At 62.8% G+C, this 13,333-nt stretch carries 9 protein-coding genes and 1 tRNA gene; all 10 read left to right on the forward strand.

Annotation, left to right across the window (positions count from 1 at the left end; translation table 11 throughout):
* Positions 1 to 132 precede the first annotated feature (132 nt).
* The 10 genes from QUV35_RS15580 to QUV35_RS15625 all read left to right on the forward strand — a co-directional run bounded on the left by QUV35_RS15580 (position 133) and on the right by QUV35_RS15625 (position 13,318).
* Positions 133 to 208, forward strand: a tRNA-Trp gene (locus tag QUV35_RS15580).
* Between the two features lie 144 nt (positions 209 to 352).
* On the forward strand, positions 353 to 736 hold the full coding sequence (secE, locus tag QUV35_RS15585) for a preprotein translocase subunit SecE (protein WP_300876072.1): 384 nt from the start codon (positions 353 to 355) through the stop codon (positions 734 to 736).
* Positions 736 to 1,311, forward strand: a complete 576-nt coding sequence (nusG, locus tag QUV35_RS15590; protein WP_056267420.1) for a transcription termination/antitermination protein NusG — start codon at positions 736 to 738, stop codon at positions 1,309 to 1,311. The genes secE and nusG overlap by 1 nt, the downstream gene beginning before the upstream one ends.
* 115 nt (positions 1,312 to 1,426) lie before the next feature.
* The gene (gene rplK, locus QUV35_RS15595) at positions 1,427 to 1,858 is read left to right on the forward strand and encodes a 50S ribosomal protein L11 (RefSeq protein WP_300876077.1); all 432 of its coding nucleotides are present in this window, start codon (positions 1,427 to 1,429) and stop codon (positions 1,856 to 1,858) included.
* Entirely contained in the window at positions 1,859 to 2,554 is a 696-nt protein-coding gene (gene rplA, locus QUV35_RS15600) for a 50S ribosomal protein L1 (RefSeq protein ID WP_300876080.1), read from the forward strand.
* A 272-nt stretch (positions 2,555 to 2,826) separates the two neighbouring features.
* Positions 2,827 to 3,354: a 50S ribosomal protein L10 gene (gene rplJ / locus QUV35_RS15605; RefSeq protein WP_300876082.1), complete on the forward strand. Its 528-nt coding sequence runs from the start codon at positions 2,827 to 2,829 to the stop codon at positions 3,352 to 3,354.
* A gap of 41 nt (positions 3,355 to 3,395) precedes the next feature.
* Entirely contained in the window at positions 3,396 to 3,770 is a 375-nt protein-coding gene (gene rplL / locus QUV35_RS15610; RefSeq protein ID WP_300876085.1) for a 50S ribosomal protein L7/L12, read from the forward strand.
* 309 nt (positions 3,771 to 4,079) lie between these two features.
* Entirely contained in the window at positions 4,080 to 8,204 is a 4,125-nt protein-coding gene (gene rpoB / locus QUV35_RS15615) for a DNA-directed RNA polymerase subunit beta (RefSeq protein ID WP_300876088.1), read from the forward strand.
* 131 nt (positions 8,205 to 8,335) lie between these two features.
* A complete protein-coding gene (rpoC, locus tag QUV35_RS15620; RefSeq protein WP_300876091.1) occupies positions 8,336 to 12,565 on the forward strand; it encodes a DNA-directed RNA polymerase subunit beta' in 4,230 nt (1,409 codons plus the stop codon).
* Positions 12,566 to 12,724: 159 nt separating this feature from the next.
* Entirely contained in the window at positions 12,725 to 13,318 is a 594-nt protein-coding gene (locus QUV35_RS15625) for a LemA family protein (RefSeq protein WP_300876094.1), read from the forward strand.
* Positions 13,319 to 13,333: the final 15 nt, after the last annotated feature.

Genomic DNA, 13,333 nt, shown 5'->3' on the forward strand with positions numbered 1-13,333 from the left:
CGCGAAGGTGGCCGCACCGTTGGCGCCGGCGTCGTTGCCAAGATCATCGCGTAAGTGAATTGAGGGTCGGACCACTCGCGAAGCGATGTGCCCTGACCCAGCTGATTAACAGCCCTCAGGGGCATCGCCAGTAGGGGTATAGCTCAATTGGCAGAGCGTCGGTCTCCAAAACCGAAGGTTGTAGGTTCGATTCCTACTGCCCCTGCCACCCAACAGGGTTTTCCGGAAAATGATTCCGGCCGGTTGAGTGGTTGACAAGCCCACCGAAGTCGACGAGACCTCTGGTGGGCTTGCGTGTCTCAAGCTTTCGGGTTTTTGAGCGCGTTTTCTGCAAAGTTTTGTCTGGATTTTCATGGCCACCTCCGAAGTACAAACCGTTCACACCGGCGCCGACAAGGCCAAGCTGGCGGCAGCCATCGCACTGCTGCTGGGTTCGTTTGTGGCCTTTTACCTGCTGTCGTCCCGCGGTGCCCTGGTGCAGTGGGGCGCCTTGATCGCGCTGATGCTGGCCGCGGTGGTGGTCTTCGCGGTGTCCGAGTCGGGCAAACAGTTGCTGGCCTTTGGCCGCGATGCCTGGCGTGAAGTGAAAAAGGTTGTCTGGCCTGCCCGCAAGGAAGCCATCCAGATGACGGCTTATGTGTTCGCCTTCGTGCTGGTGATGTCGCTCTTTTTGTGGCTCACCGACAAGACCGTCGAATGGCTGTTTTACGACCTGATCCTGGGCTGGAGAAACTGATGACCGAGCAAAACAGTCCCGTGACCGACGGTGTGGCCGCAGAGGGCATGCGCTGGTATGTGGTCCATGCCTACTCGGGCATGGAAAAGGCGGCGGAACGCAACATCGTCGAGCGCATCAACCGCGCCGGCATGCAGGACAAGTTCGGCCGCATCCTCGTGCCCACCGAAGAGGTGGTCGAGATGAAAAACGGCCAGCGCCGCACCACCGAGCGCAAGTTTTTCCCCGGCTATGTGCTGGTGGAGATGGTGATGGACGACGACACCTGGCACCTGGTCAAGCACACCAACAAGGTCACCGGCTTTGTCGGTGGCGCGAAAAACCGCCCGGCGCCGATCTCCGAGGAAGACGTTCAGAAGATCGTCAACCAGATGCAGGAAGGCACCGACAAGCCCCGCCACAAGGTGGAGTTCGTGGTGGGCGAATATGTCCGCGTCAAGGAAGGCCCGTTCACCGACTTCAACGGCACGGTCGAAGAAGTCAATTACGAGAAAAACAAGATGCGCGTGTCGGTGACCATTTTTGGTCGCGCCACACCGGTTGAACTCGAGTTCAGCCAGGTCGAAAAGACCTGAGTTTTTCAGGTGCTGGCGGGTCGGCCCGACGCCAGCGCTGTTGAAATGTGTCGGGTCCCCAACCGCGAGGAGGTTGTCTTTCATGGCAGCCGTCTGCACTCGCAGGAGCTAAAAAATGGCGAAAAAAATCGTCGGCTTTGTCAAGCTGCAAGTCCCAGCTGGCAAGGCCAACCCTTCCCCTCCGATCGGCCCGGCACTGGGTCAGCGCGGCTTGAACATCATGGAGTTCTGCAAGGCGTTCAACGCCCAGACCCAGGGCGTTGAACCCGGTCTGCCGCTGCCTGTGGTGATCACGGCATATGCCGACAAGAGCTTCACCTTCATCATCAAGACGCCGCCGGCGACCACCTTGATCAAGAAGGCGATCAAGCTCGACAAGGGCTCTTCGGTGCCCAACAAGAACAAGGTCGGCAAGATCACGCGCGCCCAGCTCGAGGAAATTGCCAAAGTCAAGATGAAAGACATGACCGCTGCCGACGTGGACGCCGCCGTGCGCACCATCGCCGGTTCGGCCCGCTCGATGGGCGTGATTGTGGAGGGCGTGTAAATGGCCAAGCTGACGAAAAAACAGAAAGCCTTCGAAGGCAAGGTCGACAGCAACAAGCTGTACCCCCTGACCGACGCCATTGCCATCATCAAGGAATGCGCGAACGCCAAGTTCGACGAATCCATCGACGTGGCGATCCAGCTCGGCGTGGACGCCAAGAAGTCCGACCAGGTGGTGCGTGGCGCCGTCGTGATGCCCAACGGCACCGGCAAGACCAAGCGCGTGGCCGTGTTTGCCCAGGGCGCCAAGGCTGAAGAAGCCAAGGCCGCCGGCGCCGACATCGTCGGCATGGACGACCTCGCTGCCGACATCAAGGCCGGCAACATGAATTTCGACGTGGTGATCGCCTCGCCGGACGCCATGCGCGTGGTCGGTACCCTGGGTCAGATCCTGGGTCCGCGCGGTTTGATGCCCAACCCCAAGGTCGGCACCGTGACGCCCGACGTGGCCCAGGCCGTGCGCAACGCCAAGGCCGGTCAGGTCCAGTTCCGCGTCGACAAGGCCGGCATCGTGCACGGCACCATCGGCCGTCGCTCGTTCGATACCGACAAGCTCCAGGGCAACCTGGTGGCCCTGCTCGACGCACTGACCAAGGCCAAGCCGGCCACCAGCAAGGGTGTGTACCTGCGCAAGGTGGCCGTGTCGTCGACCATGGGTGTCGGCGTTCGCGTGGACATGCAATCGATCTCGGCGTAACTCGCAAGGGGAACGCGGGGAACAGAAGAATTCGGGCGACCGCGGTCGCCCGGGTGTGGTGGGCTCCGGTGGCGGTTTTCATGACCGTCGCCGGGGGCCATCCAAGACCGTTGGTGTCGGGTCAAACCCCTCGGGGCGCGGCCCGACTTAATTGTGACAAGCCAACGCAGATGGCGATCCCGCTGCAAAAGGAATTCGTTCCGAAACAGTTGATCGCTGCAATGAGGCGTGTTTGAGGTCGCAGGACCGAGGGCACATTTAAGGAGTAGACCTTGAGTCTGAATCGCAGTGAGAAAGAAGCGGTCATTTCCGAAGTGACCAGCCTCGCCGCAAAAGCTCAAACGCTCGTGATGGCGGAGTACCGTGGCATCACGGTCGCGAACATGGACAAACTGCGCGTCACAGCCCGCAGCAACGGTGTGAGCCTGAGCGTGTTGAAAAACACCCTGGCCCGCCGTGCAGTGGCAGGCAGCGCATTTGAAGTGGCCGCAGACCAGATGACCGGTCCGCTGATCTATGGATTTTCTGTCGACGCCGTGGCCGCTGCAAAAGTGGTGGCCGAGTTCGCGAAGACCAACGACAAGTTGGTGATTCGTGCCGGTGTGTACGGCGGCAAGGTCCTGGACGTCGATGGCGTGAAGCAGCTTGCAAGCATCCCTTCGAAAGAAGTGCTGCTGGCCCAGCTGTGTGGCTTGCTGATGTCGCCCATGTCGCGTACGGCCGTTGTGCTGGGCGCGCTGGCGGCGAAAAAAGGCGAAGGCGCTGCCCCGGTGGCAGCCGAGGAAGCGGCTGCCGCGTAAGCGCGTGCACCGTTCATTCAACCAATTGTTAGGAAATCAAAATGGCATTCGATAAAGACGCATTTTTGACCGCGCTGGACAGCATGACGGTCATGGAACTCAACGACCTGGTGAAAGCCATCGAAGAGAAGTTTGGCGTGAGCGCGGCCGCCATGGCTGCACCCGCAGCCGGTGGTGGCGGTGCTGCTGCCGTGGCTGAAGAGAAGACCGAATTCAACGTCGTTCTGCTCGAGGCAGGCGCCAACAAGGTCTCGGTCATCAAGGCCGTTCGCGAAATCACCGGTCTGGGCCTGAAAGAAGCCAAGGACCTGGTCGATGGCGCACCGAAGAACGTGAAAGAAGCCGTGGCCAAGGCCGATGCCGAAGCCGCGATGAAGAAGCTGGTGGATGCCGGCGCCAAGGCCGAGCTGAAGTAATTCGCTCGTGTCCCGAGGCTGGAGTGCTTGAAAGGGCCTCCAGCCTTCTGTGCTTTCAGAGCACACCCGAAAGCCCGGTCTCTCACCCCGCTTTCGAGTGTTTTGTTGAAACACCGGCAAGCAAATTCCACGAGTTTGCTTACCAGTGTTTTCTGACCCCGACTGCAGAAAACGACTTGGTTCGGGCCTGTGTGCAATGCGCAGGCCGTCCGCCAATGGTTGGTAGAGGCCAGCCACCAAGAAAGCCACCAGGAATCCGTCCTCCTGGTAGGCAAGACAGTCGCCGCAGACCTCAAGCCCGGAGATCTCATGGCCCCAGCATCGAAATACTCATACACCGAACGCAAACGCATCCGCAAGAGCTTTGGTACCCGCGAAAACGTTCTCGCGATTCCGTACCTGTTGCAGATGCAGAAGGACGCCTACACCGCGTTTCTGCAAGCCGACAACGCGCCGAAAAAGCGCACCAACGAGGGCCTGCAGGCGGCGTTTGAAGCCGCTTTCCCGATCGTCTCCCACAACGGTTTTGTGGAGATGAAGTTCGTTGAGTACAACCTGGCCAAGCCAGCCTTCGATGTGCGCGAATGCCAGACCCGTGGTCTGACCTTCGCATCGGCCGTGCGCGCCCGCGTTCAGCTCATCATCTATGACCGCGAGTCCTCGACCGCGCAGTCCAAGGTGATCAAGGAAGTGAAAGAGCAGGAGGTCTACATGGGCGAGGTGCCCCTGATGACCGAGAAGGGCTCCTTCATCATCAACGGCACCGAGCGTGTCATCGTGTCGCAGTTGCACCGCTCGCCCGGTGTGTTCTTCGAACACGACAAGGGCAAGACGCACAGCTCGGGCAAGCTGCTGTTCTCGGCCCGCATCATTCCTTACCGCGGCTCCTGGCTCGACTTCGAATTCGACCCGAAAGACGTGCTGTTCTTCCGTGTCGACCGCCGCCGCAAGATGCCGGTCACCATCCTGCTCAAGGCCATCGGCCTGACGCCCGAAACCATCCTGGCGAACTTCTTCGTCAACGACCACTTCCGCGTGATGGACAGCGGCGCGCAGATGGCGTTCGTGCCCGAGCGCCTGCGCGGTGAAGTCGCCCGCTTCGACATCACCGACAAGGCCGGCAAGGTCGTGGTTGCGAAAGACAAGCGCATCACCGTTCGCCACACCCGCGAACTGGAGCAGTCGGGCACCACGCACATCAGCGTGCCGGAAGACTTCATGATCGGCCGCGTGGTTGCGCGCAACATCGTGGACGAGGACACCGGCGAGATCATTGCCAAGGCCAACGAAGAGTTGACCGAAGTGCTGCTGAAGAAGCTGCGCACCTCCGGCGTGCAGGACCTCCAGTGCCTCTACACCAACGAACTCGACCAGGGCGCCTACATCTCGCAGACCCTGCGCATCGACGAAACCGCCGACGAGTTCGCCGCGCGCGTGGCCATCTATCGCATGATGCGCCCCGGCGAGCCGCCGACCGAAGACGCGGTGCAGGCCCTGTTCCACCGCCTGTTCTACAACCCGGACACCTACGACCTGTCGCGCGTGGGCCGCATGAAGTTCAACGCCCGCGTGGGCCGCGACGAATCCACCGGCCCGATGGTGCTGTCCAACGAAGACATCCTGGCCGTGGTCAAGATCCTCGTGGACCTGCGCAACGGTCGCGGCGAAGTCGATGACATCGACCACCTGGGCAACCGCCGCGTTCGCTGCGTGGGCGAACTCGCCGAGAACCAGTACCGCACCGGTCTGGCGCGCATCGAGAAAGCCGTGAAAGAGCGTCTGGGCCAGGCCGAGCAAGAGCCGCTGATGCCGCACGACCTGATCAACTCCAAGCCGATTTCCGCGGCCCTCAAGGAGTTCTTCGGTGCGTCGCAGCTGTCGCAGTTCATGGACCAGACCAACCCGCTGGCCGAGATCACCCACAAGCGCCGCGTGTCGGCCCTTGGCCCGGGCGGCCTGACCCGCGAGCGCGCCGGCTTCGAGGTGCGTGACGTGCACGTGACCCATTACGGCCGCGTCTGCCCCATCGAGACGCCTGAAGGCCCGAACATCGGCCTGATCAACTCGCTGGCCCTCTACGCCCGCCTGAACGAGTACGGTTTCATTGAAACCCCGTACCGCCGGGTGATCGAAGGCAAGGTCACGAACCAGATCGACTATCTGTCGGCGATCGAAGAGGGCAAGTACGTCATCGCGCAGGCCAACGCCACGCTCGACGGCGAAGGCCGTCTGACCGGCGACCTGATCTCCGCGCGCGAAAAAGGCGAGTCGATCCTGACCCCGTCCGACACCATCCAGTACATGGACGTGTCGCCGGCGCAGATCGTGTCGGTGGCCGCCTCGCTGGTGCCTTTCCTGGAGCACGACGATGCCAACCGCGCGCTGATGGGCGCCAACATGTCGCGCCAGGCCGTGCCTGTGCTGCGCCCTGAAAAGCCACTGGTGGGCACCGGTATCGAGCGCGTTGCTGCGATCGACTCCGGCACCGTGGTGACCGCCACCCGCGGCGGCAAGGTCGACTATGTCGATGCCACCCGCATCGTGGTGCGCGTGAACGATGCCGAAGCGGTGGCCGGTGAAGTGGGTGTGGACATCTACAACCTCATCAAATACCAGCGTTCGAACCAGAACACCAACATCCACCAGCGCCCCATCGTCAAGAAGGGCGACATGCTGGCCAAGGGTGACGTGATCGCCGATGGCGCATCGACCGATCTGGGCGAGATCTCGATCGGCCAGAACATGCTGATCGCCTTCATGCCCTGGAACGGCTACAACTTCGAGGACTCGATCCTGATCTCCGAGAAGGTTGTGTCGGAAGACCGCTACACCTCGATCCACATCGAGGAGCTGGTCGTGATGGCACGCGACACCAAGCTGGGCGCGGAAGAAATCACCCGCGACATTCCCAACCTGGCCGAGCAGCAGCTCAACCGCCTGGACGACTCCGGCATCATCTATGTGGGCGCCGAAGTGCTGCCCGGCGATGTGCTCGTCGGCAAGGTCACGCCCAAGGGCGAGACCACCCTCACGCCTGAAGAGAAGCTGCTGCGCGCCATCTTCGGCGAGAAGGCCTCCGACGTGAAGGACACCTCGCTGCGCGTGGACCAGGGCTCGCAAGGCACGGTCATCGATGTGCAGGTGTTCACCCGCGAAGGCATCACGCGCGACAAGCGCGCCCAGCAGATCATCGACGACGAGCTCAAGCGCTTCCGCCTTGACCTGAACGACCAGCTGCGCATCGTGGAAGCCGACGCCTTCGACCGCATCGAAAAGCTGCTGACGGGCAAGACCGCCAACGGTGGCCCGAAGAAGCTCTCCAAGGGAACGACCATCGACAAGGCCTACCTGGACGACGTCGAGAAGTACCACTGGTTCGACATCCGCCCGGCCGACGACACCGTCGCTGCCCAGCTGGAGTCGATCAAGAACTCGATGGAGCAGACGCGCCACAGCTTCGACCTCGCGTTCGAAGAGAAGCGCAAGAAGCTCACGCAGGGCGACGAGCTGCCGGCAGGCGTGCTCAAGATGGTCAAGGTCTACCTGGCCGTCAAGCGCCGCCTGCAGCCCGGTGACAAGATGGCTGGCCGTCACGGCAACAAGGGTGTGGTCTCCAAGATCGTGCCCGTGGAAGACATGCCCTACATGGCCGACGGCACCCCTGCCGACATCGTGCTCAACCCGCTGGGCGTGCCTTCGCGCATGAACGTGGGTCAGGTGCTCGAGGTCCACCTGGGCTGGGCCGCCAAGGGCCTGGGCCAGCGCATCGGCGACATGCTGCAGGCCGAAGCCAAGGTCTCGGAGCTGCGCGGTTTCCTCGACACCATCTACAACCAGGCCGGCAAGAAAGAGTCGCTTGGCGACATGAGCGACTCCGAAGTGGTCGAGATGGCCGAGAACCTCACCACCGGTGTGCCGTTCGCCACCCCGGTGTTCGACGGTGCCTCGGAAGACGAGATCCGCACCATGCTCAAGCTGGCCTACCCGGACGACATTGCCGAGATCAAGGGCCTGACCGCCACCCGCACCCAGGCGCAGCTGTACGACGGCCGCACGGGTGACGCTTTCGAGCGCAAGACGACCGTGGGTTACATGCACTTCCTGAAGCTGCACCACCTGGTCGACGACAAGATGCACGCCCGTTCCACCGGCCCGTACTCCCTGGTCACGCAGCAGCCGCTGGGCGGCAAGGCGCAGTTCGGTGGTCAGCGTTTCGGCGAGATGGAGGTGTGGGCGCTGGAAGCCTACGGTGCCTCGTACATCCTGCAGGAAATGCTCACCGTCAAATCGGACGACGTGCAGGGTCGAACCAAGGTCTACGAGAGCATCGTCAAGGGCGAGCACACGATCGACGCCGGCATGCCCGAGTCGTTCAACGTGCTGGTCAAGGAAATCCGTTCGCTCGGTATCGATATCGAACTGGAAAGAAGCTGACCCCCCTGCGCCGCTTTGCGGCGTCCCCCCAGGGGGACAACACCTGCGGCCTGGCGAAGCCAGTTCCGCGGTGTTCCTGGTCAAGTCACTTCGCTCCTCATTCGCTGTCTCTGTAATTTAAGGAAATTCACATGAAATCCTTGCTCGACCTGTTCAAGCAGTTCACGCCCGACGAACATTTCGATGCGATCCGCATCGGTCTGGCCTCGCCGGAAAAAATCCGCTCGTGGTCCTTTGGTGAAGTCAAGAAGCCCGAGACCATCAACTACCGCACCTTCAAGCCCGAACGCGACGGCCTGTTCTGCGCCAAGATCTTCGGCCCCATCAAGGACTACGAGTGCCTGTGCGGCAAGTACAAGCGCCTGAAGCACCGCGGTGTCATCTGCGAGAAGTGCGGCGTTGAAGTCACGCAGACCAAGGTGCGCCGCGAGCGCATGGGTCACATCGATCTGGCCGCGCCTTGCGCCCACATCTGGTTCCTGAAGTCGCTGCCGTCGCGCCTGGGCCTGATCCTGGACATGACGCTGCGCGACATCGAACGCGTGCTGTACTTCGAAGCCTACGTGGTGACCGACCCCGGCATGACCCCGCTGAAGAAGTTCGGCATCATGTCCGAGGACGACTTCGACGCCAAACGCAAGGAGTTCGGCGATGAATTCGTGGCCAAGATGGGCGCCGAAGGCATCAAGGAACTGCTGCAGGCCATCGATCTCGACATCGAGATCGAGAAGCTGCGCAACGACCTGACCGGCTCCGAGCTCAAGATCAAGAAGAACGCCAAGCGCCTGAAGGTGCTGGAAGCCTTCAAGAAGTCGGGCATCAAGCCCGAGTGGATGGTGCTCGACGTGCTGCCCGTGCTGCCGCCAGACCTGCGTCCGCTGGTGCCCCTGGACGGTGGCCGTTTCGCGACCTCCGACCTGAACGACCTGTATCGCCGCGTCATCAACCGCAACAGCCGTCTGCGTCGCCTGCTCGAACTCAAGGCGCCCGAGATCATCGCGCGCAACGAGAAGCGCATGCTGCAGGAAGCCGTTGACTCGTTGCTGGACAACGGCCGCCGTGGCAAGGCCATGACGGGCGCCAACAAGCGCGCGCTCAAGTCGCTGGCCGACATGATCAAGGGCAAGAGCGGTCGTTTCCGCCAGAACTTGCTGGGCAAGCGCGTCGACTACTCGGGCCGCTCGGTCATCGTGGTCGGCCCCACGCTCAAGCTGCACCAGTGCGGCCTGCCCAAGCTGATGGCCCTGGAGCTGTTCAAGCCCTTCATCTTCTCGCGCCTGGAAGCCATGGGCATCGCGACCACCATCAAGGCCGCGAAGAAGGAAGTTGAAGCCGGCACGCCGGTGGTTTGGGACATCCTGGAAGAGGTGATCAAGGAGCATCCGGTGATGCTCAACCGCGCACCGACGCTGCACCGCCTGGGCATCCAGGCGTTCGAGCCCATCCTGATCGAGGGCAAGGCGATCCAGCTGCACCCGCTGGTCTGCGCTGCGTTCAACGCCGACTTCGACGGTGACCAGATGGCCGTTCACGTGCCGCTGTCGGTGGAGGCGCAGATCGAAGCGCGCACCCTGATGCTGGCCTCGAACAACATCCTGTTCCCGGCCAACGGCGAGCCGTCCATCGTCCCGTCGCAAGACGTGGTGCTGGGTCTGTACTACGCCACCCGCGAGCGCATCAACGCCAAGGGCGAGGGCATGATCTTTGCCGATCTGTCCGAGCTGCAGCGCGCGCTCGACAACGCGGTGGTGGAAATCACCGCCCGCATCAGCGTGCGCCTGACCCAGCAGACGCTGGACAAGGCCACCGGCGAGTGGACCCCGTCGACCACGCTGGTCGACACCACGGTGGGCCGCGCGCTGCTCTCCGAGATCCTGCCGCGTGGCCTGCCCTTCGAGGTGCTGAACAAGGCGCTGAAGAAGAAGGAGATCTCGCGCCTGATCAACACCTCGTTCCGCAAGTGCGGCCTGAAGGAAACCGTGGTGTTCGCCGACAAGCTGCTGCAAAACGGCTTCCGTCTGGCCACGCGCGCCGGCATCTCGATCGCAGTGGACGACATGCTGGTGCCCAAGGAAAAGCCGGCCATCATCGACCGCGCCGAAAACGAGGTGAAGGAAATTGCTCAGCAGTACGCCTCCGGTCTGGTGACCGCTGGCGAGCGCTACAACAAGGTGGTGGACATCTGGGGCAAGGCCGGTGACGAGATCTCCAAGGTCATGATGGCCCAGCTGGCCAAGCAGAAGACCACCGATCGCCACGGCAAGGAAGTGGATCAGGAGTCGTTCAACTCCATCTACATGATGGCCGACTCGGGTGCTCGTGGCTCTGCGGCGCAGATCCGCCAGCTCGCCGGCATGCGCGGCCTGATGGCCAAGCCCGACGGCTCCATCATCGAGACCCCCATCACGGCGAACTTCCGTGAAGGTCTCAACGTGCTGCAGTACTTCATCTCGACCCACGGCGCTCGAAAAGGCCTGGCCGACACGGCGCTGAAGACCGCGAACTCGGGCTACCTCACGCGCCGCCTGGTCGACGTGACGCAGGATCTGGTGGTCAACACCCAGGACTGCGGCACCACCAACGGCACGCTGATGCGTGCCATCGTCGAAGGCGGTGAAGTCATCGAGTCACTGCGTGACCGCATCCTGGGCCGCACCACGGCCGAGGAAGTGATGCATCCCGAAACGCGTGCCCTGCTGGTGCCCGCCGGCGAGATGCTCGACGAGGACATGCTCGACATGCTCGAAGCCGCTGCGGTGGACGAAGTGAAAGTGCGCACCGCACTGACCTGCGAAACCCGCTTCGGCATCTGCGCCAAGTGCTACGGCCGCGACCTGGGTCGTGGTGGCCTGGTCAACATCGGCGAAGCGGTCGGCGTGATTGCCGCCCAGTCGATCGGCGAGCCCGGCACGCAGCTGACCATGCGCACCTTCCACATCGGTGGTGCGGCCTCGCGTGCGGCGGTGGCCTCCAGCGTGGAAGCCAAGTCCAGCGGCGTGATCGGCTTCAACGCCACCATGCGCTACGTGACCAACACCAAGGGCGAACTGGTGGTGATCTCGCGTTCCGGCGAAATCATCATTCACGACGAACACGGCCGCGAGCGCGAGCGCCACAAGGTGCCGTACGGCGCCATCCTGTCGATCAAGGCCGACCAGAGCATCAAGGCTGGCGCGATCCTGGCGAACTGGGATCCGCTGACGCGCCCGATCATCACGGAATTCGCCGGTCAGGTGCGTTTCGAGAACGTCGAGGAAGGCCTCACCGTGGCCAAGCAGGTGGACGACGTCACCGGTCTGTCGACCCTGGTCGTGATCGATCCGAAGCGCCGCGGCGTGACCAAGGTGGTTCGCCCCCAGGTCAAGCTGATCGATGCAACGGGCAACGAAGTGAAGATCCCGGGCACCGACCACTCGGTGACCATCGGCTTCCAGATCGGTTCGCTGATCCAGGTGCGCGACGGCATGGACGTGGGCCCTGGCGAAGTGCTGGCCCGCATCCCGGTCGAAGGCCAGAAGACGCGCGACATCACCGGCGGTCTGCCGCGTGTGGCCGAGCTGTTCGAAGCCCGCAGCCCGAAAGACAAGGGCATGCTGGCCGAGATGACCGGTACCGTGTCGTTCGGCAAGGAGACCAAGGGCAAGGTTCGCCTGCAGATCACCGACCCCGAAGGCAAGGTGTGGGACGACCTCATCCCCAAGGAGAAGAACATCCTGGTGCACGAGGGCCAGGTGGTCAACAAGGGCGAAAGCGTGGTGGACGGCCCGGCCGACCCGCAGGACATCCTGCGCCTGCTCGGCATGGAGGAGCTGGCCCGCTACATCGTCGACGAGGTGCAGGACGTCTACCGCCTGCAGGGCGTGAAGATCAACGACAAGCACATCGAGGTGATCGTTCGCCAGATGCTGCGCCGCGTGGTCGTGGACAGCGTGGGTGATTCGAACTACATCGCCGGTGAGCAGGTCGAGCGTTCGGAAATCCTCAACACCAACGACGCGCTGCGTGCCGATGGCAAGCTGCCGGCGGTGTTCAGCAACATCCTGCTGGGCATCACCAAGGCTTCGCTGTCGACCGACTCGTTCATCTCGGCGGCGTCCTTCCAGGAAACCACCCGGGTGCTGACCGAAGCGGCCATCATGGGCAAGCGCGACGAACTGCGGGGTCTGAAGGAAAACGTGATCGTGGGTCGCCTGATCCCGGCCGGTACCGGCATGGCCTACCACGAAGCGCGCAAGGTCAAGGAGAAGATGGACGACGAAGAACGCCGTGCCATCGCCGAGGCCGACGCCGTGTCGCTGGCAGCCGACCAGGCCGAGCAGGCCGAGCAGGCCGACGTGTCGAGCACCAACGAATCGGAGTAAGGGTTCACCCCCGCGCCGGCTTCGCCGTCGCCCCCTCAAAAGCCCCCAGTCATCCGACCGGGGGCTTTTTTCATGGCCGGTTCTCGCCGTCGGACAGCGGGCCGCGGGTATATTGGCGCGGCCTGCCGGGCGGCAAGCTTGCAACCAAGGAGAGCCAACATGGCCGTGTCGATGTGGGTATTGCTGGGTTTGGGTCTGGCCGTGTTCTTCTGGGGTGTCGGGGCGTACAACCGCCTGGTCCGCCTGAAGAACGCCATCGCCAATGCGTTTGGACAGATCGACGTGCAACTCAAGCGCCGCTACGACCTGATCCCCAACCTGGTGGAGGTGGCGCGCAAGTACCTCGCTCACGAATCCCGGACCCTGGAGGCGGTGATTGCGGCGCGAAACCAGGCCCGCTCCGCAGAACAGGCCGCGGCCGCCAGCCCGCTCAATGCCGGCGCGCTGGGTGCGCTGGCCGGGGCTGAACAATTGCTGGGGGGAGCACTCGGTCGCCTGTTTGCGGTGGCCGAGGCTTATCCCGACCTCAAGGCCGACCAGAACATGCGCGAGCTCAGCGAAGAGCTCTCCAGCACCGAAAACCGCATCGGTTTCGCGCGCCAGGCCTACAACGACAACGTGCTCGAGTTCAACGACGCCGCTGCGCAGTTTCCGGCCCTGATCGTGGCGCGCCTCTTCAATTTCCTGCCGCAACCCATGCTGGAGTCCACCACCAGCGACGCCGAGCGCCAGACGCTGCGGATCGAGATCTGACGCACGCCCGACAGC

It is taken from the genome of Hydrogenophaga sp. (assembly GCF_030373225.1).
In the GTDB taxonomy this organism is placed as follows: domain Bacteria; phylum Pseudomonadota; class Gammaproteobacteria; order Burkholderiales; family Burkholderiaceae_C; genus Hydrogenophaga.